Annotated in this window: 20 protein-coding genes and 1 tRNA gene; 12 read left to right on the top strand and 9 right to left on the bottom strand. The window is 58.9% G+C overall.

The features are described 5' to 3' along the window. Positions 1 to 34: 34 nt before the first annotated feature. Complete coding sequence (gene cobA / locus E9954_RS26215) at positions 35 to 2,152, bottom strand: uroporphyrinogen-III C-methyltransferase (RefSeq protein ID WP_136082264.1); 2,118 nt, start codon at positions 2,150 to 2,152, stop codon at positions 35 to 37. After that, positions 2,106 to 3,602: an NAD(P)-dependent oxidoreductase gene (locus E9954_RS26210; protein WP_136082263.1), complete on the bottom strand. Its 1,497-nt coding sequence runs from the start codon at positions 3,600 to 3,602 to the stop codon at positions 2,106 to 2,108. Before E9954_RS26210 ends, cobA begins: the two co-directional genes overlap by 47 nt. Positions 3,603 to 3,862: 260 nt before the next feature. On the opposite strand from E9954_RS26210, the gene E9954_RS26205 reads away from it, so the two are divergent. From E9954_RS26205 to E9954_RS26190, 4 genes are all read left to right on the top strand, one after another. After that, positions 3,863 to 3,937 (top strand) — tRNA-Asn (locus E9954_RS26205). 250 nt (positions 3,938 to 4,187) lie between these two features. Then, positions 4,188 to 4,745 carry a hypothetical protein gene (locus E9954_RS26200; RefSeq protein WP_136082262.1) on the top strand — a complete coding sequence of 186 codons (558 nt, stop codon included), beginning with the start codon at positions 4,188 to 4,190 and terminating at the stop codon, positions 4,743 to 4,745. Positions 4,746 to 4,815: 70 nt separating this feature from the next. Next, positions 4,816 to 6,270 (top strand): cytochrome c biogenesis protein ResB, encoded by a 1,455-nt coding sequence (locus tag E9954_RS26195; RefSeq protein WP_136082261.1) that lies wholly within the window; start codon positions 4,816 to 4,818, stop codon positions 6,268 to 6,270. Then, positions 6,267 to 8,036: a cytochrome c biogenesis protein gene (locus E9954_RS26190; RefSeq protein ID WP_136082260.1), complete on the top strand. Its 1,770-nt coding sequence runs from the start codon at positions 6,267 to 6,269 to the stop codon at positions 8,034 to 8,036. The genes E9954_RS26195 and E9954_RS26190 overlap by 4 nt, the downstream gene beginning before the upstream one ends. A gap of 199 nt (positions 8,037 to 8,235) precedes the next feature. On the opposite strand, the gene E9954_RS26185 is transcribed toward E9954_RS26190, so the two are convergent. The 4 genes from E9954_RS26185 to E9954_RS26170 all read right to left on the bottom strand — a co-directional run bounded on the left by E9954_RS26185 (position 8,236) and on the right by E9954_RS26170 (position 14,330). Continuing rightward, positions 8,236 to 8,676 carry a hypothetical protein gene (locus E9954_RS26185; RefSeq protein WP_136082259.1) on the bottom strand — a complete coding sequence of 147 codons (441 nt, stop codon included), beginning with the start codon at positions 8,674 to 8,676 and terminating at the stop codon, positions 8,236 to 8,238. Continuing rightward, entirely contained in the window at positions 8,673 to 11,066 is a 2,394-nt protein-coding gene (locus tag E9954_RS26180; protein ID WP_136082258.1) for a tail fiber domain-containing protein, read from the bottom strand. The genes E9954_RS26185 and E9954_RS26180 overlap by 4 nt, the downstream gene beginning before the upstream one ends. A gap of 11 nt (positions 11,067 to 11,077) precedes the next feature. Next, a complete protein-coding gene (locus E9954_RS26175) occupies positions 11,078 to 13,438 on the bottom strand; it encodes a tail fiber domain-containing protein (protein WP_136082257.1) in 2,361 nt (786 codons plus the stop codon). A 586-nt stretch (positions 13,439 to 14,024) separates the two neighbouring features. Further along, positions 14,025 to 14,330, bottom strand: coding sequence for a hypothetical protein (locus E9954_RS26170; RefSeq protein ID WP_136082256.1), 306 nt, complete (start codon positions 14,328 to 14,330; stop codon positions 14,025 to 14,027). Between the two features lie 82 nt (positions 14,331 to 14,412). Here E9954_RS26170 and E9954_RS26165 point away from each other — a divergent pair, with 82 nt between their 5' ends. From E9954_RS26165 to E9954_RS26145, 5 genes are all read left to right on the top strand, one after another. Continuing rightward, a complete protein-coding gene (locus E9954_RS26165) occupies positions 14,413 to 15,585 on the top strand; it encodes a two-component system sensor histidine kinase NtrB (RefSeq protein WP_136082255.1) in 1,173 nt (390 codons plus the stop codon). Between the two features lie 60 nt (positions 15,586 to 15,645). After that, positions 15,646 to 15,969, top strand: a complete 324-nt coding sequence (locus E9954_RS26160) for a hypothetical protein (protein ID WP_136082254.1) — start codon at positions 15,646 to 15,648, stop codon at positions 15,967 to 15,969. Positions 15,970 to 16,053: 84 nt separating this feature from the next. Continuing rightward, positions 16,054 to 17,403, top strand: coding sequence for a sigma-54-dependent transcriptional regulator (locus E9954_RS26155; protein WP_136082253.1), 1,350 nt, complete (start codon positions 16,054 to 16,056; stop codon positions 17,401 to 17,403). Positions 17,404 to 17,491: 88 nt separating this feature from the next. Next, positions 17,492 to 18,031, top strand: coding sequence for an isochorismatase family protein (locus E9954_RS26150; protein WP_136082252.1), 540 nt, complete (start codon positions 17,492 to 17,494; stop codon positions 18,029 to 18,031). 34 nt (positions 18,032 to 18,065) lie between these two features. Beyond that, complete coding sequence (locus E9954_RS26145) at positions 18,066 to 18,398, top strand: 4a-hydroxytetrahydrobiopterin dehydratase (RefSeq protein ID WP_136082251.1); 333 nt, start codon at positions 18,066 to 18,068, stop codon at positions 18,396 to 18,398. Positions 18,399 to 18,949: 551 nt separating this feature from the next. Here the strand turns inward: E9954_RS26145 and aqpZ are convergent. Further along, positions 18,950 to 19,642, bottom strand: a complete 693-nt coding sequence (gene aqpZ, locus E9954_RS26140) for an aquaporin Z (RefSeq protein WP_136082250.1) — start codon at positions 19,640 to 19,642, stop codon at positions 18,950 to 18,952. A 172-nt stretch (positions 19,643 to 19,814) separates the two neighbouring features. After that, complete coding sequence (locus E9954_RS26135) at positions 19,815 to 20,795, bottom strand: SEL1-like repeat protein (protein ID WP_136082249.1); 981 nt, start codon at positions 20,793 to 20,795, stop codon at positions 19,815 to 19,817. A 245-nt stretch (positions 20,796 to 21,040) separates the two neighbouring features. On the opposite strand from E9954_RS26135, the gene E9954_RS26130 reads away from it, so the two are divergent. Genes E9954_RS26130 through E9954_RS26120 form a run of 3 tightly spaced genes read left to right on the top strand, consistent with a single transcriptional unit; the run spans position 21,041 to position 22,684 of the window. Next, positions 21,041 to 21,580, top strand: coding sequence for a hypothetical protein (locus E9954_RS26130; RefSeq protein WP_136082248.1), 540 nt, complete (start codon positions 21,041 to 21,043; stop codon positions 21,578 to 21,580). Between the two features lie 7 nt (positions 21,581 to 21,587). Continuing rightward, positions 21,588 to 22,367 (top strand): HD domain-containing protein, encoded by a 780-nt coding sequence (locus tag E9954_RS26125; RefSeq protein WP_136082247.1) that lies wholly within the window; start codon positions 21,588 to 21,590, stop codon positions 22,365 to 22,367. 14 nt (positions 22,368 to 22,381) lie between these two features. Beyond that, positions 22,382 to 22,684: a hypothetical protein gene (locus E9954_RS26120; protein ID WP_136082246.1), complete on the top strand. Its 303-nt coding sequence runs from the start codon at positions 22,382 to 22,384 to the stop codon at positions 22,682 to 22,684. Between the two features lie 14 nt (positions 22,685 to 22,698). Here E9954_RS26120 and E9954_RS26115 read toward each other — a convergent pair whose 3' ends face one another. Continuing rightward, complete coding sequence (locus tag E9954_RS26115) at positions 22,699 to 25,119, bottom strand: hypothetical protein (protein ID WP_136082245.1); 2,421 nt, start codon at positions 25,117 to 25,119, stop codon at positions 22,699 to 22,701. Positions 25,120 to 25,137 lie beyond the last annotated feature (18 nt).

Here is a 25,137-nt window from a genome sequence, read left to right as displayed (position 1 = left end):
CACTACATGGAAGCCCTGGCCGTGTAAAGGGCCATTAAGAATCAATTACCATTTGTGCAACGTAGTTTTTCGCCAGCGCTTGGATGGCGCCGGGGATGGTCGATTCCCCCGCAAGAACATCCGGTTCGAGGTTATGGTTCGCCAGGGCATCGGCAGTGGGCTTGCCGATCACGACGGTGGTCTTGTTCTTCAGCGCTTCAACGCCCCATTGGGCAATGAACGATTCCACGCCGGAGGCGCTGGCGAAAAAGACGGCATCGAACTCCGGCAGTTCGTCGTGAACCACCTGTTCGTTGTCGTAGATGATGGCGTCCTCGACCTCGGCGCCCGTTGTGCGCAGGGCATCGGCGAGATCGGTGCCGGCTTTGTCGGAGCGGACGCGCAGCACCTTGTCGCCGGGTTTCAGCAGTTCGTGGCCAAGGGCCTTGAGCGCTTCGGCGCTGAAGTGGCCTTCCGGCTGGGCATCGGCGCGGATGCCGTATTCCGCAAATTCGGCGGCGGTGCCGCGGCCGCATACCATGATTTTCGGGATGGTGCGGAAGTCGATCCGTTGTTGAGCCACGATTTCCATGAACGAGCGAACGGAGGAGGGGGAGGTTGCCACCAGCCAATCGAAGCCATCGCAACGAAGCGGGATGTTACGTCTGCATTGCAGTTTGATCAGCGGATATTGGATGGGGTGGCCGCCGAGGTCGTGCACGAGATCGACCGCCTTTTGCTGGATGGATTCGGAGCAGGTGAGCAGGATTCGTTTGCCCCGCAAGGCGCCGAGATCGGGCTTGTAGCCATGGGCCGTAATGTCGCCGACGAGGATCAGGCCGGGCTGCCGGATGCAGTGGTCTTGCGCGTGCCGCGGCAGCTCGCCGATCGTCAGCTTGAAGATCCGCTCATCCTCGCCGCCCGCGTTGTAGACGATGGCGGCGGGGGTGTCGGCCGGGTGGCCGTCTTCGAGCAGTTGTTCCGAAATGCGGTCGATGGCGCGGATCGACATGTAGTAGATGACCGGAAGCGTGTCCTTCATCGCCGCATCGCAGCGGGCGAGGGCCCCGCCGCTCTTGCGCGGGGTGAGCGCCACGAAACCGCGGGAAACATTGCGGCGGGTCAGCAGCATGCCCGTTCCGGTGGTGGCGGCCTGCAGCGCGCTGATGCCGGGGATGACGCGGAAAGGGATGCCGAGCTGTTCGAGCGCTTCGGTCTCTTCGGCCAACCGGCCAAAGATGCCGGGGTCGCCGCCCTTGAGGCGGACCACGCGCTTGCTCCGGCGCACGCACTCGCAAATCAGCTTGGTGGTTTCGTGCTGCTCCTTGGAATGTGCGCCGCAACGTTTGCCCACGTCGATCTTCTGGGCACCCGGCGGAAGCTCGTTGAGCAGGGATTCGTCGATGAGCGAGTCGTAGAGGCAAATGTTGCACTGCTTCAATGCGCGCAGGGTGGCGATGGTGCACAGCTCCTTGTTGCTGACGCCCGCGCCGGCAAAGGTGACCGCGTGCATGAACAGGCTACGCAATGCCATCATCCGTTCGTCGCCCTCGCGGAAGGTGACGGCGAGGTGGCCCTGGCCTTCGGGAACCTCCAACTCGTCGAGTTCGATCCATTCCGTGATGCGCTCTTCGATGCCGAGGCGGAACAGTGCGGCGGCGGCCATCACCACCAGGTCGAAGTCGCCGCGGTCGACCTGCGCAATGCGCTCCTCGATGTTGCCGCGGATGTTTTTCTGGATACCGTTGGGGAACCGTTGGGTGCAATAGGCCTCGCGCCGCTCCGAGCTGACGCCGATGACGGGATGGTCTGGCAGGTCGGCGATGGTGCGGCCGGGGGCGAGGATGAGCGCATCGCGCGGCTCCTCGCGCCAGGGTAGCCAGAACCAGTCGATCCCTCCCGGCATCGGCTCCGGCAGATCCTTGGCACTATGTACGGCGAGGTCGACCTCGCCCCGCAGCAGGGCTTCGTCGAGCTCGCGGGTGAAGAAGTCGGCCGGGCTTTCGCGCAGGTCGGTGGTGCGGTCGGTGTCGCCGACCGAGGTGATCGGCACCATGTCGAAGGCAATTTCTTCGAGCATGCCCTCGATCCGGTCCAGCGCCCCGCGGGTCTGCGTAAGGGCCAGGCTACTCGGCCGCGTGCCCGCCTTTAAAACTATTGGCGATTTTTTCATAGAGCTCTTTGTTTTGGGCGGCGATGGCGCGGCTGCGGATGAGGACCTCGTTTATGTCGGTCAGTTCACGACGATACCAGTATTTGAGCCCGTCGAGATCAACCACGGTGACGTCCGAGGAGAGGTCGTCGAGTTCGGGGTCGATGTTTCGTGGCATGCCGAGGTCGATGACCATGACGGGACGCTCCTGGTTGAAGAACGGGGCGTGCGCCATATGAAGAATATGGCCGGGCGCATCGGTGGCGCTGACAATGGTGTCGGCATCGGTGATGCGGTTCTTCATGTCGTTGAAGGTGCACAGCTCAACCTTGCCGTTCCAGTCGGCGGGGACATCGGGCTTGTTGACGTGGTAGCACCAGATAATCTTTCCCACCCTGGAGAGGCTGTCTTTGACCAGCCCCTTGCCGACCATCCCCGCGCCGAGCACCATCAGGGTGGATTGGGCGAGCTCCTTGCCGTGGGCTTCGAGGTAGCGCAGGGCGAGGTCTTCGATCTCGTAGTTGTGCAGCAACGGGGAAACCTCGTTCTTGATCGCCTTCGAAACAAAGAGGGCGGAGGAGATCCATTCCTGCATCATGTTCCCCGTCCAGCCGCGCATCTTGGCGGTTTCGAGCGCCTCCTTGATCTGCGCGGTAATGTGGTTTTCGCCGGGCGTCTGCGAGAGCATGCCCGCCGTGACGAGGCAAAGGTGCTCGAAGGCCTCCCTGCCGGTCTTCAAGTAGTATTTGTCTTCCTTGAGCTGGGTGAAGCCCATGATGTGGCGCAGAATGCCGTTCTCGGCCGTCTCCGCCGAAACGACGGCGATCACCTCGACGCGGTTGCAGGTGTTGAGCACCATGAATTCGTGGATGCCCCACAGCTGCATGATCATGAACCCGGCGCGCTCGAACTTGTGCCCGGTCAGGTGGAACGGCTCGCGCTCCTCCACCGTCAGGTGGTTGTGGTCGGTGCCGACCACAACGAGGTGGGCGGAGTCCATCATCTTGAGGTGGCGCGCCAGGCTGTTCTTGACCATTTTCGACTGGCGGCAATCGTTGCCGCCGGAGGAAACCGACAGCAGCAGATTGTCGTGCCGCGCGGTGGCCGGGGTGGAAAAGTCGCTTTGTGCCCAGTTTCCGTCCACGCAGCAGCAGAGGATGCCCTTTTCGCGGCAGGCCTCGAGCACGTTGCGGTTGATGCCGCGGCTGTTGGTGGCGGCATAGACGAGGGTTGCTCCCGCAATGTCGTGATCCTCGAACCTGCGGACGGTGTGGGTCACCTGGCCGTGTTCAATCAGCCCGCCGAGCTCGCCGCAGACGTCGGGGCTGACAACCGCGACCTTCGCCCCGGCTTCGAGCAGCATCTGGATTTTGCGTGTTGCAACCTTGCCGCCGCCGACCACCAGGCAAGGGCGACCGGTAAGAAAAAGGTTGATATGGAGTCCGCTGAGGGTGTGGTTCTTCTCTGTCATCTTGCTTTTGGTATCACTTTTTAATACGGCATACTATGCCAAACCGCCAAATCATGGGCCATCCCGTCCAACAATGCGAGTAGATAGGCTTTAAACATTATAGTTTTAATCCGCAAATGGCGCCCCGCCCCCGGGGTGCGCTCCTGCTTCCCCGTTTGCAAGGGGCGCGGGAAATGATGCGGGAAAGGCCCGAAAAAAGTTGTTTTCAAGGTGTTGACTTCCCCGGCGATTATTGTACCTTGTTCGCCTCTTACGAGAATTCCGGCGTAGCTCAGCGGTAGAGTAGGTGACTGTTAATCACTTGGTCGCTGGTTCGAATCCAGCCGCCGGAGCCATTTTAAACCCTGTTGTCAGCAATGATGGCAGGGTTTTTTCTTTCTCTGGGCGTTTCCCCCATCATTCTGTTTCCTCCTACTAGTTGGTGAAGGAATCGGACGATCTACACAAGAAATGCCAGAGAGGAGGGAGCGGGGGAGCGGAAGATAATGGGGCCCGTTGTATATGCTTTTAACGTTATAATATTAATCGACATTGAACGGGGCGGGCTTGTATGTTGTCGATACAGCCTTCAAACAGGAAACCGATATGAATAAACTATGGATACTCGCCCCGATACTGGCATTGCTTGCCGCCTGTGGTCGTGATCAGGTCGAAACCTACGAGGTGGCCAAGGAAAAAACCGCCGCCCCGGCCCAGCAGGAGATGAAGGCGCCGGAAATGCGCGCCGCCGCCCCGGCATCGAATGGCTTTTCGGCCGATGTCCCCGAAACCTGGACGGAAAAGCCCGGCTCCGGAATGCGCATCGTCAGCTATTCCATCGAAGGCACCTCCGTCGATTTCTATCTCATCTCCCTCTCCATGGGCGACGTGCCGAGCAACGTCAACCGCTGGCGCGGGCAGATCGGCCTGGCCCCCGCATCGGCGGAGGATATTGCCAAGGATCTACAGACGTTCAAGGCCGATGGGCACGAGGTCAACTATGCCGAGCTCTACAATCCCGATTCGGGAAAGGGCATCATTGCCGCCATCGTTGATCTGGCGCCCAAATACTGGTATTTCACCGCCAAGGGATCGGTCGAGGAGCTCCAGGCCCATGCCGCCGACATCCGCAACTTCCTCGAATCCCTCAAGCTGAACCACTAATCCACACTAATCTGCTTTTCCTCCATGGGGAATTAGTGTCGATTAGTGGAGATTCGTGGTTGGAGTTAACATGCTGAACAAGGTCATTTCTTTTTTCCAATCGTTGAAGCTGACGGTGGTGCTGCTGGCGCTTTCCATGGTGCTGGTGCTGGCGGGTACGCTGGCGCAGGTCGATAAGGGCATCTGGTCGGTGATGGATCAATATTTCCGTTGCTATGTCGCCATGATCGACCTGCCGGTATTCTTCCCGCGCGACCTCAACATTCCGGACATTGCCATTCCGTTCCCGGGCGGTTTCCTGATCGGCGTCCTGCTGACGATCAATCTGATTGCGGTGCACTCCGCCACCTTCAAGATTCTCGCCAAGGGCGGGCGCCGGACTGCGGGCATTGTGGCGCTGCTGGTCGGTGTGCTGGTGGTGGTCGGCGTCATGTTTGGCTGGGGAACCGCCTCCGTCGCCGCCACGGAAGACGACGCCTTCTGGCGGGTCTTCCTTCGGCTGGGGCGGGGGACTGCGGCGGCGGTGGTGCTCTACATCGCCTGCGTCCTGCTCTATCGCCAGCGCGCGGGCATGGTGCTGCTGCATGCCGGCATCCTCTTCCTGCTCATCGGCGAATTCTTCACCGCCATCTTCGCGGTCGAGGCCACCATGACCATCAAGGAGGGCGAGACCATCGACTATCTCGACCGCTCGCAGCAGATGGAGCTGGCCTTCACCGAAACCTCGCACCCCGACCACGATACCGTCACTTCCATCCCGCAGCGTTTTCTGAAGGACGGCGCGGTCGTCGAGGACGCGGCGCTTCCGTTCGATGTGAAGGTGCACCGCTTCATGGTCAACTCCACCCGGCCGCAGCCGTTGCAGAATGTTCCGCAAGGGCTGCTCTCCGATTATCCCGCCTACCAGGGATACGGCTCCCGCCTCTATGTTGCGGAACGAAGCGAGGCCAGCGGTGCCACCGCAGGCCGCAATGCGCCCGCCGTGGATGTCGAGTTGCTGGATAAAGAGAGCGGGGCGTCGCTCGGGCGCTACATCCTCTCGCTCTGGTTCTACCCCAACTTTGTCAACCGCTCGTGGGACATGCCGACCACCTTCAGCGCAGGTGGCAAGGACTACACCGCCTATTTCCGCTTCAAGCGCGAATATGCCAAGGCGCCCAGCGGAAATCCCTACTCGATCAAGCTGCTCGAATTCGTGCACGAAAAATACGAGGGCACCCAGACGCCCAAGGATTTCGCCAGCCGCATCCTGCTGACCAACGAAGGCGACGGGGTCGAACGCGAGTTGCGCATCTGGATGAACAATCCGCTGCGCTACGCCCGCCGCACCTTCTACCAATCCGGCTATCTGCCCGACGACGGCGGAACCGTCCTGCAGGTTGTCCGCAACGACACCTGGATGGTGCCCTATCTCTCCTGCATGATCGTCTTCGTTGGCATGGCCGCGCAATTCGTTCAGTCGTTCAACCGCTATCTCCGTACCGCAGGCGTCCCGCCTGCCCCGCAGAAGGGAGGCCGGGCATGAAGCGCATCGTTTCCACCGCCATCGTCGTGCTTTTCGCCCTCTGGTTTTTCCAGAGGGGCATCCGCCCCGAAAAGGAAGCGGGCTTCGAGTTCAACGCCTTCGCGCACCTGCCCGTAAAATACGAAGGCCGCAAGAAGCCGATCGATACCCTCGCGCGCAACCTGCTCACGATCGTCTCCGGCAAACAGACCGTCCGTACGGATGGAGGCAGGCTTTCCGCCGTCGAGTGGTTGCTCGACAATATTTCCGGGCGGCCGGAGGCGGCCGACTACAAGGTGATCCGCATTGAAAACCTCGACGTGCTCTCCAGCCTCGGCCTCGAGGAACGCAAGGGCTTCCGCTATTCCTACAACGAACTGATGCCCGCCCTCGGCCGGCTCGATGCCGCCTACCGCGCCGCCTTCGCCAAGGAGAGCCGCGACCGCGACCTCTTCGACCGCCAGGTCATCAAGCTGGGCAACAAGCTCTATACTTTCCAGAACGTGCTCGGTGCCTTCGAGGATCCCTCCACCGTCCCGCCGGATGAGTTGCTCGCCACCGCCCAGCGCTATATGCAACTGGAAAACTATTCCCTGCCGCTTGCCATTCCGCCCACCTCCGGCAATCCGCGCTGGCGACCGTTGATGAGCGTGCTGCTGGCCTCGCACCCCTCCATGCAGGGCATCACGGGGCACAATGTTTCAGTCGATCCGCTCGGCATCCATTTCGGCGTCATGCTCGCCGCCTACCGCGACGGCAATGCGGCCATCTTCAACCAGCAGCTCGGTCAATATGGCTCCCTGGTGCAGTCCGAAAACCCCGCCGCGTTCGAAAAGATTTCGTTCGAGGTTTTCTACAACCGCCTAAGCGCCTTCATGAAAGCCGCCCAGCTCTACCTGCTCGTCTTTGTGCTCAGCGCCTTCGGCTGGCTCTTCCGCAAGCAGGGGCTGCTCTCGGCCGCCCTCACGCTGATGGTTGTTGCATTCATCCCCCACACCTTCGCCATCGTGGCACGCAGCTTCCTTTCCGGCTATCCGCCCGTCACCAACCTCTATTCCTCCGCCATCTTCATTGGCTGGGGCGCGGTGCTCGCGGCCATCATCCTCGAACTCGGCTTCCGCAAAAAGGCGGCGGGCATCGGCAACCTGGTTGGCGGCATTGCCGGGTTCTCCACGCTGCTCATCGCCCACTTCCTCGCGGGCGATGGCGACACCATGCAGCAGATGCGCGCCGTGCTCGACACCCGTTTCTGGCTCGCCACCCACGTCATCACCATCACCCTCGGCTACGTTGCCACCTTCGTGGCCGGAACCATCGGCGTCTTCTACATTGTCTCCGGGCTCTTCTCCCGCCGCCTCGACGAGGAGACCGAGGACAGCATGTACCGCATGATGTACGGCACCACCTGCTTCGCGCTCCTGCTCAGCTTCGTGGGAACCGTGCTTGGCGGCCTTTGGGCGGACGACTCCTGGGGGCGCTTCTGGGGATGGGACCCCAAGGAAAACGGCGCATTGCTGATCGTCATCTGGAACGCCATCATGCTTCACGCGAAATATGGCCTGATGGTCAAGCACCGCGGCTTCGCCGTCATGGCCGTCTTCGGCAACGTGGTCACCGCCTGGTCGTGGTTCGGCGTCAACCAGCTCAGCGTCGGCTTGCACTCCTACGGCTTCACCGACTCCGCCACCTTCGCCCTGACGGTTTTCGTCATCACCCAGCTCATCTTCGTCTTCGCCGGTCTCCTGCCTTCCAAGCTCTGGAAAAGCGGGCAGTTGTCCGAGAGCTAACCTCTACGGTGGCGTCTTCGAGTAGGACGGCGGAGGTGGCGGAGAGGTCTTTGGAGCCGGTGCCGTCGTGAAGGTGGAACCAGTTTCTGCCCAGATGCTATTGGGAGCTTTCAAGGCAATCCCGAAACCCGTAACCTGAGTGCCGTCCAGGCTTTCGGAAAGCAGGCGGTGATGGGTACCGCCCGCGCGTGCCATGGGATCATGGTTTGAACAGCCGGTAGAACTTTTCCGGGACCGAGGCTGGAACCACGATCGGATTGGTCGTGCCGCTTGGGGAGTTGGTCCAACTCGATGAGGTCAGATCAAGCGTTTCCTGAAGCACCCACCCTGGATCGTCCGGATTCCAGGATATCGTGGCATCGGTCGGGGCCGATATGACAATGGAAAGAAACGGTGCCCCGGGGGTTTGGACCGCGTAGATTGCCCAGAATCCGCCGGAGAGCGAAAACGGGCCGCCCGTCATGGGGGCGCTGCCGGCATCGGGCTGGCCGATGGTGCCGCTCACCTCATACTGACCATTTGTGCTCGTTCCGCCTCCGCCGTCGATGGTGTGCCAGTCGATGGAATACTGGGCCCACGCGCAAAGCGCCGCGAGAGAGGGCAGGAAAACGGCCGCGATGGTCTGTTTCCGCTTTTTCATTGCACCTCTCCGTTCAGGTTTTGAGCCAGTAGTTTCTCGAGCCGATCGAGCCGTTGCCGCAGCTCCGCGTTTTCCCGCTCCAGCTTCTGGTTCAACCCCTGGATGGCCGCCAGCGCCACGCCATCGGCATCGACGGTCGCGATGTGCCGGTCGTCCGTTCCGAGGCCGAAGGCGGCATGGAAATCCTGCGCCATCGGGCCGATGTGCTCGGTGCCTGCATCCTGCCTGAAGTTCCAGCGCGTGATCGGCAAGGCGGCAACCTTTTCCAATACTTCGGCCGGGCTGACTTCAACAAAGTTTTCCTTGGCCGTGCGGTCGCTGGTGGGGTTGAAGGCAGTAGCGGTCACCGTTCCCGCCTGATTGATGTTCATCAGGTTCTGGTTGATGGTGCTGTCGGCGTTATAGGTTGAAACGTAGAACGCCTTTCCCGCAATGGCTGGAATACCGACAACCAGGTTATGCGGTTCCATGAACAAACCCCAGCGGCCTGCGCCCAGGTAATTGCCGGAGGTGAAGGGATCATGCCCTCGGGTGATGAAGGGCCGGTTCACGGCGTTAAGGTTGACTCCGGGACCATTGCCGCTGTCGATTCTCACCCCGCCGTTGGCGCGGATGGAGAATTCATTGGCACGCGTGGAATAAAAAGGGGTATACGTGGCATCGGACCAGACAAAGGCACCCGGGTGGTATGCCTCCGCGTAGGTACCGCCCGCCCAGGCGTTATACGCAGCCGGTGCCACCGTGTTATGGAACCCTCCCGGAATGACGGCGCCAGCGGCGCTGGACGAGATGAAATTTTGCTTACCGCCACCGATGGTGGCATGCTCCGAATAGGCCCCGATGGTGTTGATGTATCCCCCGCCGATCACGCTGTGATCGGCATAGTAGGAGATGCTGTTGTCTTCGCCACCGCCGAGGAAGGTATGATCGGCTTCTTGGTAGATGTGGTTATCCTCTCCGCCGCCGAGGAAGGCATGATGGGCATTGGTCTGAATGCTGTTGTACGAACCCCCGCCGATGGTGGCACCGTCAGCGCCGGTCATAGCAATGTTGTTATGGCCCCCTGCGATGGTGGCATAGACGCTATCAGATTCTATTGAGTTGGCCGAACCGCCGCCAATAGTGGAAAGGATGCCGGCAGAGGTGTTGCCGGCGGTGAATATCAGATCATACATATAGCCTCCACCGCCTATCGTCGATCCAATGCCAAGTGCCCGATTCCCTGACCCCCCGCAAACCGTGGCAGAATCTGCAGCCTGGTTTCCCACCCCGCCGCCAATGCTCGCAAAATTGACGTTATCAAGGATCGCATTTTGCCAGCCTCCAGCAATGCAGGCATAGGGAGAATAGTCCGCAACGATGTTAAGGGCTCCCCCGCCAATGATACTGCCATCGCAGTCCGTTCCGATCATGTTATTTTCCCCTCCGCCGATGGTCGCGTACGCGGAATCTGCTCCAATGGAATGGCCGCCTCCGCCACCGATGACCGCCGCAATTGCGCTGTTGGAAATGGTATTACCCGCCCCGCCTGGGATGACCGCGGATTGCGCATCGGCCGCGATGGTGTTGGAGATGCCGCCTCCGATGGTCGAGAATTCCGCAAGCACGGTGTTGGGCATAACCAGATCCCCATCGTCATAGCCACCACCGCCGATGGTCGCGCCGATGATCCCTGAGCCGACCTGGTTTGCCCGCGACCCGCCAATGATATTGGGGCTTGCCCCTCCGGCCCACTCAAGCCGGAGCGCGCGGGTTTCGTTCACGCGCAGTTCCAGCGGCTGGCTGTCGGTGGTGCCGAGAAAGTGCGTGCCGGGGGTGGTTCCCGCATTACCGTCGAGTCGCCAGAAGGTGCCCGACGCGAGGGTGGGGCTCAGGTCGGACTGCTGGATGGTTCCATCGGCAATCTTGACCGTTGTTACCGAGTTTCCCATTAGGGCGTCGGTTCCGATCGCGCCGGGGATTACCGTATAGGCCGTATCCGCGTTCAGCGCCGTCAGCGCACTCGCGGATTGCATGGAACGCATTGCATAAGGCACTCCGGTCACGGCCTGGCGGGCCGACAAGGTCGTGAAGGCCGCAGCCGTACCGTTGCTGCGCACGCCGATCTCCAGCCAGCGGTCCGCTCCGTTGAACACACCGGTTCCAAAATCCAGCGAAACGGTGAAGAGACCGTTGGATATGACCGTCGCCGCTTCGGTGACCGATCCGAGAGAGGAGCCCGCCGTATCTGAGTCGAAGATTCCGAAAGAGAGGTCGTACAGGCCGTTGGCCGGACTGCCGCCATCCGTCAGCTGGCCCTGGTAGGTAAAGGCCGTACCCTGGGCATGGGTTTCAACAATTGCGGCCGCGCCAACGAGCATGGCCAGCAGATATGCCTTGCGTATGTTCATGATGATTCTCCTTATTTCTGATTTTCGGTGTTCGCTACATTCGACCCCATGGTCTGTATCAGCACTTCCAGGCTGGCCAACCGGGTTTCCAGTTCGCAGATGCGGGCCTCCTTCTCTTTCAAAATCATATGCAGCCCCTGGATGGCCGCCAACGCCACACCGTCGGCATCGACGGTCGCGATATGTTTATCGTCCGTTCCGAGGCCAAAGGCGGCGTGGAAGTCCTGCGCCATCGGGCCGACGTGTTCAGCTCCCGCGTCCTGTTTGAAGTTCCATCTTGAAATCGGCAGGGCGGCGACTTTTTCCAATACTTCAGCCGGGCTGATATCCGCGAAGTTTTCCTTGGCGTTGCGGTCGCTGGTCGGGCTATAGGCGCCGGTGATGGTCATGTTGCCGGACTGGTCGAGGGTCATCAGCGAGGTATAGGTGCTGTCGGCATTGTACTTGCCGATCCGGACTGTCTTGCCGGCTATTGCGGGCATCCCCAGCACCAGCGCGTGCGGTTCCATGAACACTCCCCAGCGCCCCGCGCCTTCATTATTCCCGCTGGTAAAGGGATCGTGCAGCCGCGTGACCAAGGGACGGTTCGCCGCGTTCAGGGTAATCCCCGGTCCGCTGCCGCTGTCAATCCGAACTCCACCGTTGGCGCGTACGGCAAATTCGTTGGCGCGGGTGGAGGCGAAATCAGCGTTGGTATGATCAGCCCAGACGAAGGCACCATCATGATCGGCTTTTGCCCGGAGGCCGGCAGCAAGACTGAAGTAGCCCCCTGCATGGTTCTGGTATCCGCCTGGAATGGTTGCGAACTGAGCATCGGTATCAATAATATTGGATGCGCCACCGCTGATGGTCGAACCGTAAGCATAGGTGTTAATCGTATTGGACTCTCCTCCGCCTATGGTTGCTTTATCTGCGGTATACATCCTGTTCTGCACACCCCCGCCGATGGTCGATCCATCTGCCCTGGTTCCAATACTGTTGTAGCTACCCCCGCCGATGGTGTTGTAAGTAGCTACCGACTCGATCAGATTACCCTCACCGCCCGCGATAAATGAATGTCCCGCATCGGTTTTAATCGTGTTGCTCTCGCCTCCGGCGATGGTCGAGTGCGGGGCATTGGTTCCAACGGTATTGTTTTCTCCTCCGCTTATGGTCGAGCCCGAGGCGGAAGGCAGGATTACATTGTCTTTTCCTCCGCTTATCGTTCCATAGGGGGTCGGGGGATATCCTTCGGTTTGGATTTCATTACCTATTCCTCCGCCGATAGTTCCTCCATCGGCATTTGAACCGATCATGTTTCCCCCACCACCACAGATGGTTGTGTATTCAGCTCCTGATAGAATCCTATTATTCCAGCCTCCTGAAATGGAAGCCTGCTGGGAGAAACTCTCAACCCTGTTGCCTCCGCCCCCTCCAATGGTGGCATCGAAAGCTGCAGTCTCTATGCTGTTTCCGAACCCTCCGCCAATGGTTCCAAAGTCCACGAGCACAGAATTTGGAGCGGCAAAACTGAAGCGGTTGGTGGCACCGCCACCACTGATAGTGGCTCCTACAACACCGGTCGCCACCCAGTTGTTCGGCGCTCCTGCAATCACATTCGGAGCACCATCGGGAATCCCGTCGGGGGTTTCGCCTGACTCGGTGTTGCATTCCAGGCGCAGTGCGCGAAGTCCATTCACCCTGAACTCCAGCGGCTGGTTGTCGGTCGTGCCAATGAAGTCAGGACCCGGAGTTGTGCCGGCATTACCTCCTGTCTGCCAGAATCCCTGGGCTGTGCGGTCTCCGAGCCGTTCCGCATTCAGTCCAGCAACCATGTCGGCACCCGAAACCACGGCGAATGGAGGACCGCTTGGATTGTCGAACTCCACCGGCCCTCGAAAAATCACCTGGTTCTCCAACTCAATCAGGGGCACATCCGAGCGCACCAGATTTCCCGGAAGCCGGTTGTTGGGCACAAGCCCGAGTATGTCCGAACCATTCACTGATGCGGCGTGCAAGGCATAAGGCGCGGCGGTTATTGATTGGCGGGCAGACAGGGCAGTGAAGGCCGAAGCCGTACCGTTGCTGCGCACGCCGATCTCCAGCCAGCGGTCTGCGCCGGTAAACACGCCGTCGCCAAAATCCGGTGCCACCGTGAAGAGGCCGTTGCTCACCGGAATTGCCATCAGATCGACGGGGCCGGCCACGATGGCGCCGAGCAGGTTCGTGGAATCGTAGAGGGTAAACCGGAAGTCATAATTTCCCGAAGCGGGGGTACTTCCATCGGTAAGCCTTCCCTGATAGGTGAACGCCGAGCTTTGGGCCTGGGTTTCCTGAACGAAGGCGGTGCCGGAGAGCACCGAAAGTAGGTAATAAATGACATGCTTCTTCATGGCGATATCTCCCGATTATTTGGGTTACGCTTCCGCAAGAACGGAGCGGAGTCTAAGCAGATTAGATGAAGAATTGAATGATAATATTTTTGGATATGTTATTTAAACCTTGTCTACATAGCGAAAGAACAAGTTGCCGGGTTCCAGCCCATCATGGTTTCCATGCATTGGAAGCAACAAGGCCGTGACCACCTCACAAGCCAGACGCAATTACGCATTGGTCGGTGCGGTTTTTTTGGCCACTAAGAGGTGTGGACGGCACGAAGACACCCGCCTTTGGGCGGCTAATCCGCAAGGCTGCCTCGTTTGGACTCCACTGCCGTTTCGCGTCAGCTATACTACGTGTCTTCGCAAGCTTAGTTGAAATGCCGCTACACCCGGCAAGGTGCGGCTTCGGGTGCCCTTGTTTCGTTGGGCTCGCTTTGCGTCCACCGGCCGAAGGATGGCCATGAGCAACGCGAATGACAATTTGCTGAGCAAATAAGGGGCGCCAAGAGTGGTTCAGGCGATGTTTCTGCGGAAGTCTAATGCATGAAAAAACCAGAGAAACTGGCGGTGGGACTGAAGGCGGGACTAAATGCAGGATTTAATTGGGTAGGGCTGGTTCGCCGAACCCGCCGTTCAATGGATCAGCCTTGTTGGTAAAGTCGTTCGCCCGATTGCCGTCGTCTGCCCCCTTGCCTTCCAGGCGTTGGAAGAGCGGGCTGTCGGCCGAGAGCCAATCGTTTACGGTAGCGTCTTCGAGTAGAACAGCGTATTTGTAGCCGTGGCCGAAGTCGAGGTTGCTGGCGGTGATGGTTGCGCCGACTTCAACAGTATCCACAGTGGTTGCGGAGAGGTCGTTGGATCCTGCGATGCCCCAAACGGTAGCGGATTCGCGCTCTTGTTTCACACCTTTAAAGGTGTGAAATGCGCCATAACGTCGCAAGGTGTTCGGCTTGCATCGGCTGCGCCGTTATGGCACAGTCGTGCCCATGAAACCGGGATTCTTTGATAAATTGGTTGATCGTTTGGATCATCTGGACAAGGGGAGCCTGCAAACCTATTTCCTCCGTCTGGCGCGGGAAAAGGGGCTGATGGAAACCATTTTCCAGGCGTTGGAGGAGGGGATCATCGTGCTCGATCCCAAGGCGCAGATTTCGTATGCCAACCGGGCGGCGGAGCAGTTTCTGGGCTTTAAGCTCGACGATGCGCAGGGTACGAAGATCGAGCGCTACCTGAAGGATATCCACTGGGACCTGGTGCTCGACCTCGATGAATATGAATGGAGCCAGCTGGTTCGGCGCGAGATCGAGATTACCTACCCGAAACATCGCTTCATGGAATTCTATGTCGTCCCGCTCCGGGCGGTCGATGAGAAGGAAGAGGGGGCGGTGGTGATCTTCCGCGATGTGACCCGCGAGCGCGAAAGCACGGCCGATTCGATCGAGTCGGAGCGGTTGCATGCGCTGAGCCTGCTGGCGGCGGGCGTTGCGCACGAGATCGGCAATCCGCTCAACTCCATCAACATCCATTTGCAACTGCTCGACCGCGAGATCGGATATCTCGAGGACGCGACCGCCAAAGCCGAGTTGAAGGAGCTGGTTGATGTTTCGCGGAAGGAAGTGGGGCGGCTCGACACCATCATTCGCCAATTCCTCAAGGCGTTGCGTCCATCGCTCCCGGAGCGGATGCCGCACAAGTTGCAGGAGCTCATCAAAGAGACGCTGGGCGTGATGAAGCACGAAATCAAGGATCGGCGCATGCTGGTCGAGACCGATTTTGCGGATGACGTTCCTGCGGTTGCCGTCGATGAAACCCAGGTGAAGCAGGTGTTTTTCAATGTCGTCAAAAACGCGTTGCAGGCGATGTCCGATGGCGGCATCCTCAAGATCGAAACCTACCTTTCCGATCGGTTTGTCGGCGTGGTGGTGGAGGACAACGGCAGCGGGATCGATCCGGAAAAGCTGGGCGCGATCTACGAACCCTACCACACCACCAAGGCCGAGGGCACCGGGCTGGGCATGATGATTGTCCAGCGCATCATGCGCGACCACGGCGGCGAGATCGAAATCAATTCCGAACCCGGCCACGGAACCCGGATGACGCTTCGCTTCCCGCGCGAGGACGCGCGGTTGAATTTGCTGGAAGCTCCGGAGCAGGAATGATTTTTTACAGAAGGACGCAAAGAGCGCGAAGAGCAGAACTGATATGTGGATGGAGTGGTTATGACAGCTAACGTTGAGATATATCGAGGATTGGTCGGGAGATGGACGTCTGTCGATCCGTTAATGGAGGATGTGGAGCATCGCATCTCGACTTCCAAGGGAGAGTATAAAGTAGCGGTTACTGACACCTTTGACGGTGAGAAGGCGGAGGTATACGACGTAAAGTGGGATGGAGATCGTCTGCAATACAAAGTTCATTGGCCGTCTACCGGGAGGTTCATTGAATATTCTTTGACCCATTTGGAAAAAGAGAAGGTGGGTATTTCGTTCAAATACTCAGCCCAGGATATTTGGATAAAGAAGAAACCTGTAAAGAGTGGATAAAAGGAAATCTTAAGCGGTTGCGGATTGGCGCAAGGTTTTCAGGTTTTGCGCTCTTTGCGTACTTCGTGTTGGAAAAGGACATGTATGAGCAAGCCGACGGTATTGATTGTAGACGACGAGAAGAGTGCGCGCGACGGGTTGGTCCGTGCCTTGCGGCGGGACTATCTCGTGTTTGCCGCAGAGAACGGGGCGGCGGCGCTGGAGATATTGTCTGCGCAGCGGATCGATGTGCTTTTGAGCGATGTGCGCATGCCGGGGATGGATGGCATTGCGCTGATGCGGCGGGCGCTGGCGAACCATCCGGAGCTGACGGTGATTATCCTGACGGCCTATGGCGATGTGGAGCTGGCGGTCGAGGCGATGAAGCACGGCGCGACGGATTTCATGACCAAGCCGATCAACCTCGACAAGCTGGAGCTGGTGCTCGGCCGGGTGCTGAAGGCGAAAAGGATCGAGCTGGAAAACGAGCAGCTCAAGGTGCAGCTCGACAGCAAGTATGGCCTGGAAAACATTATTGGCCGCTCCTCCGCGATGCAGGAGGTGTTCGATACGATCCGGCAGGTGGCGCAGTCGCGCGCAACCGTGCTGATCCAGGGCGAGAGCGGCACGGGCAAGGAGCTGGTGGCCAAGGCGATTCATCAGTTGAGCCCCCGTAGCAAAGGCGCGTTCGTGGCGGTGCACTGCGCGGCGCTTTCGCAGAATATTCTGGAGAGCGAATTGTTCGGCCATGAAAAGGGCGCGTTTACCGGGGCGATGGAGCGGCGCGTCGGTCGCTTTGAAAAGGCAGACGGCGGTTCGTTGTTCCTCGATGAGATTTCGGAGATCGACGCCTCGGTGCAGGTGAAGATACTCAGGGCATTGGAAGAGCGGCAGGTGGAGCGCGTCGGCGGCGATACGCCCGTGGACGTCGATACCCGTTTGATCGCCGCAACCAACCGCGATCTGAAGACGATGGTGGACGAAGGCGATTTCCGCGAAGACCTGTTCTATCGCTTGTACGTCGTGGTCATCACGTTGCCGCCGCTGCGCGATCGTCAGGACGATATTCTTTTGCTGCTGAACCACTACCTCGCCGTGTTCAACGAGGAGAACGGCAAACGGATCGAAGGCTTTACCCCGGCGGCCTACGAAATGCTTTCGGCCTACGGCTGGCCGGGCAACATCCGCGAGCTGCGTAATCTGGTGGAGCGCATGGTGGTGCTGGCGCGCGGCACGGTGTTGGATGTGGCCGACATCCCGGCGCAGGTTCGCGAGCAGGCGCAGGGTGGCGGCGACGTGAAGATCGATGCCGAGTTGACGGTCGATGAAATGGAAAAGCGCATGGTCATCCAGGCGCTGGAAAAGACCGGCGGCAACCGGACGAAAGCGGCCGAAAGGCTCGGGATCAGCCGACGTACGCTGCACCGCAAATTGAATCAGTATGAGATAGGGTAACGAGTAATCCGTATTGCGTAATTGACTTGGCAGGGTTTCGGGTTCCTTCTTTTACGCATTACGAATCGCAGCTAAATCAGGAGAAGCTATGCTTAAGAAAGAAGAAGCCGTTTTGGTATTCATCGATGTGCAGGGCCGCCTGCATGGCATCATGGACGGGAAAGAGGAGCTCGATGCCAACCTGGAAAAGTTGGTGAAATGCGCGCAGTTGCTGGAGGTTCCGGTTGTTGGAACCGAACAGATTCCCGAAAAGCTAGGCCCGACCAGCGAACCCTTTAAATCGTTGCTTGCCGATGAGGTTGTGGTTTCCAAGTCGGCGTTCAGTTGCTGCGGTGAACCGATGTTCATGGAACAGCTTGAACGGCTGGGGCGTCGGCAGTTTATCCTGGTGGGCATCGAGACGCATGTGTGCGTCTATCAGACCGCCGTCGATCTCTTGGAAATGGGAAGCGAGGTGTTTGTTGTTGCGGATGCCGTTTCCTCGCGCGCACCCGAAAACAAAGTGCTGGCGTTGCAGGCGATGCGCGCTGCCGGGGCGCAGGTGATCCCAACGGAGACCGCCTTGTTTGCCCTGTTGCGCGATGCGGCCGATCTGCGCTTCAAGGAGCTTCTCAAGTTAATCAAATAGGTCTATGGTTCCTTCGTTAAACGGAGGAACTTCCATGAGTTATCTGAGAAATGAACGGTGCGCCCCTTGCGAAGGGGGCGTCGATCCATTGTCGCCGGAACAGGCGGATGCTCTCCTTGCCGAGTTGGATGGCTGGGAGCGCGTGGGAAACGAAATCAGCAAGACCTTTGGTTTTCGGAACTATTACGAGGCAATGGCCTTCGTGAACGCGTCGGCCTATGTGTCGCATCGGGAGGATCACCATCCCGATCTCTTGGTAGGGTATAAAACCTGCAAGGTCACCTATGCAACCCATGCTATCGGCGGGCTGTCGAACAACGACTTCATTTGTGCCGCCAAGCTGGACGCCTTGATTGGTGCCAAATGAAAAAAGATCAGTCCGGGGTGACACCCCCGCCCGGATCGGGCGGGATAGGTTCGGGCCGGGAAAACCAATCCTTGGTGCTGCCGATAGCTTTGTAGATACCGGCTCCGACACAACGGTTTAAGAGCCCATCCGCCATGGAGGATGGCTGCATCCGTGTTTCGCGCCGGATTGGCCGAGGTGTTTGTTCCCGGGATTCTTCCGACGGAATCAATTCAAATGGCGTTGCGGAATAATGCCGCAGGATCCTCAGGCGATCCTACAATTGCAAGGCATCGATGTCCCCTTCGATGGTGGCCTGGGTATCTTGGTTTCCACCTAGAAGGGCTGTGTCGATTTTCTGGCATCCGAAGGTGAACAGGAGGCTAATGAGCATAACTACATGGATAACTTTCATGATTTAGCCTTTCTTAATTTAGGCTAAATATCCTTGCACCTTCCATGCCGTGAACCCTGAAAAGGGGCATATGGGCGAAGTTGGAAATTCATCTTAATATAAAAAACCCGCCCCGGTAGAAACCTGGAGCGGGCCGGATCGGTACGGCTGGGAAAAGCTAATCCTTGGTGCTACCGATGGCTTTGTAGAGCACGGCTCCGATGGCCGCTCCAATGATCGGGGCAATCCAGAAGAGCCACAACTGCTTGAGAGCCCATCCTCCCTGGAACACGGCAACGCCGGTGCTGCGCGCGGGATTTACCGAGGTGTTGGTTACCGGGATGCTGATGAGGTGGATCAGGGTCAGGCAAAGGCCGATGGCGATCGGTGCAAAGCCGGCCGGGGCGCGTTCATCGGTTGCGCCCATGATAACAATGAGGAACATGGCGGTCATGACAACTTCGCAGACCAAAGCCGCCAACATGGAATATTGGCCGGGCGAATGCTCGCCGAAACCGTTGGATGCAAATCCGCTGGCTGCGGCGTCGAAGCCGGCTTGACCGTTCGCGATCACGAAGAGCACTCCTCCAGCCGCAATGGCGCCAAGCACTTGTGCGATGATGTAGGGCGCAAGTTGTTTCGCGGGGAACCTTCCCCCCACGCACAGGCCAACCGATACCGCCGGGTTGAGGTGGCAGCCCGAAATGTGGCCGATGGCATAGGCCATCGTGAGCACCGTTAGGCCAAAGGCCAAGGAAACCCCGAGTAGCCCTATGCCTACTTCGGGAAAAGCCGCCGCTAAAACCGCGCTCCCACAACCGCCCAACACCAACCAGAACGTGCCGAAGAATTCAGCTCCATATTGCTGCATGACATCTCCTTTTGTTCGCTTTAGTTTAAAGGTGCGCCAGAAGAATAAGGACAACTCCCTTTTGCACGGAATAACTATTACCGTATCGGTTCTATTTGGCAATCGTTGGTTCAGGAAAAAAAAACCGGACGGTAAGCCGCCCGGTTTATCCAAAACACGTAGAATTTTAGCTTCAGCTGTTTCGTCCTCTCAGTGGCGTTCCGCTTTCGTTCGCCTTGGTGCGCCAGAGTTCCGCTTCCGCAGGATTTTTTTCAACCCCCTTGCCGTTGGCCAGGCAGGTGGAAAGGTTATACATCGCCTCGGGGCAACCGGCCTCGGCCCCCAGCCGATACCAGCGAACCGCCTCGGCAGGGTCTTCCGGGACGCCGATTCCGCGTTCGTGGCAAACGCCGAGATTGTGCATGGAGTCGGCATCGCCGCCTTCGGCGGCCTCGCGGATCAGGCCGAGTCCCTTGTCGACGTCTTTTCCAACGCCGGTACCCATGGCATAGCAGGCGCCCAGCTTGCCGGTTGCTTCCAGCGAGCCAGCGTCGGCCGCTTTCCGGTACCACATGACGGCCGTTTCATGGTTCTGCGCAACGCCGGCAATGCCCTTGGAATAGCAGCGGCCAAGATAATACATGGAAAGGACGTTCCCGTGGTTGGCCGCCTGGCGGTGGAGCTCGATGGCCTTGGCCGGATCCAAGGGAACACCTGCGCCAACTTCATAGTAGTTGGCAAGAATCGCCATGGCATGGTGGTTGCCTGCGGCCGACTCTTCTTGCAGGAGTGTGATGGCCTTTTCCTGGTTTTCCGGGGTTCCAATGCCCTGGATGTGGAAGATGGAAATGTATGCCCGCGCCTTCGGGTAGCCGGCATCGGCCGCTTTCTGGATCCAGCCGAACGCGATTTCGGGATGGGCCTCGACGCCCGTGCCGTAGAGGTAGCAGGTGCTCAGGTTCATCATGGCCTCGCCATGGCCCGCCTCGGCGGCCTGGAGAAATAGTTCGGCGGCCTTTGCAGCATCCGGCGAAACCCCGTCCCCGTTCAGATACGCGAGCCCCTTGGCATTCGCACTGTCCGCCGACATGCCTGTCGATCCTCCGCAACCGGACAGCAGGATTGCCGCCGCTGAGCCAACCACCAACCACTTGATAATTTTTTTCCCGTTCATATCGTCTCCAAGTTCCCTCCAAGCCTAGCTAAAACCAAGCCAATGCATGGATTTGTTCCATTATTAGCAGAGAAAGAGGGCCATGGAAACCCTGCCGTTTCCATTATCACACCTTGTGAGGTGTGATAATCGCCAGTTTCCCTTTTTGGTTTCGAAGCTTGAACTGGTGGAATGCTCCCTGCACTATCCACTGTTTGTTGAAACCCAATACCTTTTTCCTGTGGATTGAATTTCCGGAGTAGTCAATGAGCTTGCAATGGATTGCGATACTGATCGGCCTGATGGCCACCGGCGGTGGTTTGGTGGGCATTCTGCGCCCTGATCTCGTTAAGCGTTTTGCGGGGTTGTTTCCCCGTAGCGTGGTGCCGGCCTGGGTGTTCACGGCGCTCTGCTGTTTTCTTGGGGCGCGTGAGGCCGGCGCGATGAACATGGGGGCGGTGGATGTCATCAAGCCCTATATTCCGTTCATGGCGGTTGGGGTTTTCGGTGCGAGCATCTACTACATGAAAGAGCTTCTCGCCCCGCGCGCCCTCGGCGGGTTCCTCTGCCTGATCTCCGTGCCGATCGTCAAGACCGCGTCGCAATCCGGCCAGCCCTTCTTCCAGTTTTTGGTGGCGATCATGTATTTCCTGGTGATCTATGGCATCATCCTGTTGATGTCGCCGTGGTATTTCCGCAAGTTTTTCCAGCCCTTCCTAGACAACGACGCGCTGTTCAAGGTTGTGGCACTTGGCAAGACCGCCGTGGGTGTGGCGCTGCTTCTGCTCGGGGCCTTGGTCTACTAAGACCGTCATGACCCGCGCCCAACTCCAGGCCGTCCGGCGGCATATCATTGACTATGCCAACCGCCATATCGCCCGGGCCGGCGAAATGCGGCACATGATGGAGCTCAAGCGCGAGCATTGCGCCTTCGTTGCCCGCAACTGCCGCGATCTCGCCCTTGCGAACGGGTGGGGCCCCGAGGATGTGAACACGGCGGAGGCGCTTGGATTGCTCCACGACATCGGCCGCTTTCCGCAGCTCGAGGAATACGGCACCTTCATGGATGCGAAGTCGATCAACCACGGTCTGAGGGGCTGGCAGGCCATCCGCGAAAGCAACCTGCTCGAAGGGGTGGAGCCGGTGCTGTGCGCTGCGCTGCTCGACGGCGTGCTGCACCACAACGCCCGCACCGTTCCGGAACATCTCCCCGAAGCCCACTACCGCTGGATCAACCTCATCCGCGATGCCGACCGGCTTGATATCTACCGGATCGTCCACGATGCCATCATCAACGATAAGCTCGGGGAGCATCCGGAAATCGGAATGGGCCTGACCCTCGAGGGCGATCCCAGCCCCGGGCTGGCTGAGCGGATCCTGGCCGGCGATCACCCGGCCTATACCGACTTGAACTGCTTTGCCGACTTCCTGTTGCTGATCCTTTCGTGGGTCAACCAGATGGGGTATCCCGCCACGCGCACCATCATTCACGAACGCGGGATCATCGACCAGTTCTCGGCTCATTTGCCGACGAACATCCCCGAGGTTGGCCAGGTGTTGGAACAATTGCGGACGGTGGCTGGGCAGGAGTAGCCGGGAGATTGTTTATGATGGGCAAAAACGGACAAGGAAGCTTGGTCGCAGTTGTGGTTTTGCTCGCCGGGTGCGGCGATACACCGGTGAAGCAGGAAGCGGCCGAGGCCGAGACGAACGATGTGCTCGCCGAAATCCTGGCGGAGGTCTTGCCGATTACCCCGTGGGATCCGGAGTCGGCCTTCTCCTTCGATCCAACCATCTTTCCTCGCCGGATTGACCATGGCGAACGCATCATTCACATGGACTGCTCCTTCCCCACCTTGCCGGCCGGCGATATGACACTCATCGACGACCGTTGGCGGCTGGAAAAGTAGTCCGTGTCGGGGAATCATTGCGTCTCGATTCGGTAGAACGAAGCCGGGTTGGTGGCGGGCAGGGTGAGCAGGTTGGTGGTGCCGTCGCCGGTAAAGTTGGTGGCGGGCAGCCATGGGCCGGTCACCAGATTGGTGGTCCATTCCACAAAGTGTGTGGCTCCTGACTGCGAAACAAACGACAGGCCGAGATTCCCGCCGATCACCAGAGGGGGCAGCATTGTGACCGGCAGCGGGGCCATTCCGCCAACTTCATAAGTGATCCAGTGCTCCGATTCCAGCCAGGTCCATTCGTTCCATTGCGACAATGGGTTGGATGAGGCGTCGAGCGGTTCGGAAATTTCGATGTCCCAGTAGGAATGATTGTTGTAGGTAACCGTGAAGCGGTTGGTGACTTCCGGCGCTGTCGGGGCATTCGTCCACGCGGTGGCCGTGGTGGGCAAGGATGGGCTGTGTCCGATATAACCGCCCTCTTCAACATTATAAAGGTTTGCACGTATGGAGGTATAATTTGTCGGACCCGTCCACGTATAGTCCGGATTCGGCGACACGCCGACGGCATCCTGTACCGGGGAGGTGATGTTGACGGGGGGCAGGTCGCCGGTGTTCAGCGTCGGCAGGGAAACGGTGAAGGTGAACGTTTTTTCCTGCGGTGTATTGCGGTCGTAGTAGATTGTCCAGGGCCCGGCTTCGCATTCATCAATAGCTGCCTGCAGGTTGGTGAAGGCATTGTGCCAGTAGGCATAATGCGTGCCACGGCAGATTTCGTTAGGGGAGACCACCTCGATCTCGGCATTCGTGGGCGCATAATCACCGATATAGGGATAGACGGAGTAATACGCGGGATCGTTTCCGTTTTTATTGCGGCTGATCCTCAAGTTCAGGTCGGCTTCATAGTCCGGTTCCACTGTTGCGGCCGGTGTAAAGTGAACCTGATCGAGAAATGCGGGGCCACTCATCTCCGTTTCGTCATTCACGAAGGTCCAGCGCAGGGTGTTGGGCCCGGCCGGCAGTTCAAGGGTGTAGGGGGCCCAAAACTGATAACCTTCAATCCGGCCATGTTCGGAGCCGTTGAGTTCGAAGATCAGCACTTCGTTTTCCATCACTTCGATGTTCCACATAAAGGAAAGGGTGCCGGGACCTTCCACGGTGGTTTCGATCCAGGATTCGCCAAGCGGCGCCACGTACCCACTCATTGCAGTGTCGATATCAGCCGGGGACACGTACCATTCCGGGTACCAGCCATCTTCACCTCCGGTAGTCCACGTCCATTGCGGGGCATCAACCGCCAGTGCGAGTTCGTCGTCGCCGAATTCCACGCGGTCAAGGAATGCGGCATCCTGCCCTGATCCCGTGTCGTCATCGTTGTAGAACGTCCAGCGGATGGTGTCGCCGGCGCTGAGCCCGTAAATATCAAAATAATCCCAGCCTCCGTACCAGCCGTCATACAAATCGTAAAAACTGCCGTTGACCGTGATTTCCACATAGTCGGACTGGTCGGCATCGATATACATCCAGTACTGCATGATGCCCTCGTTGGTGACGGTGGTTTCGATCCAGGAGGTTTCGAAGAGTCCGACCGCGCCGCTTTGGGCGGTGTCGATCCCATCCCATGTTTCATTGGTTTGCGCGAACCAGTCCGCCTCGCCGCCGGTGGTCCAGGGCAGATAGTAGGCCTCGAGGGCGGTGCCCAGCGAGGTGGGGGGGGCAGGCGGTGCGGGGGTGGCGACCGTGAAGTTGATATAGTCATAGCTGGCGATGCCGAACTTGGTGTTCCATCCGGCCAGGGTGCCCGAGGCGTTCGTGGGGGCGGCGGCCGACATGGCCAAGAAATCCTTGTCCTCGTAATTGACCAATGCCGAGTAGGAGCCGTCGGGCATGGGGGAGGGAACCATCCAGCTGGTGGTTGAGCTGTCCGGCCGGTCGTATTCATAGAACGAGTAGTCGCCATTGGCCACCTGGAGATAAAGCTCGGGCAGGTGCGAGGGCCCCAGCCACAGGAGGGTCGGTTGGTTGTTCGTGACGGTTTCGCCATACGTCGGGTGGATGAACATGGCTTGGCCAAACGTGGCGGTCGTCAGGTCGGTCGCGGCGACCGTGAACCAGTTGGTTTCCGCCAAAATTTCACCGTGGTTGAGGATCAGCGTCCACAGCCCGTTGGTGCACTCGTTCAGCAGTCCCTGGAAGTTGTTCGTCCAGGTGTCGCCTGCGGAGCTCCCGTTGCCATCGGTCTCTTTCCAGATGAGGCCGGAGGGCGACTCGACCCGGTAGACCGAGAACGGTGCCGGATTGGTGGCCGAAAGTTCGACGGTTGCATAATAGTCGCTTCCCGTATGGCCAAAGTTGAGCTCGAAATGAACTTCCCCTAGCACGGGGATTGAAGCCAGCACAAAGGCTGAAACGAAAGCACCGGCAATCAAACAACGACCCTGTTTCATAGTACCCTCCCGGTTGGT

The sequence above is a fragment of the Pontiella desulfatans genome (assembly GCF_900890425.1).
Classification (GTDB): domain Bacteria; phylum Verrucomicrobiota; class Kiritimatiellia; order Kiritimatiellales; family Pontiellaceae; genus Pontiella; species Pontiella desulfatans.
Note: the sequence above shows the minus strand (reverse complement) of the source record. Positions and strands in the feature narration are given on the sequence as shown.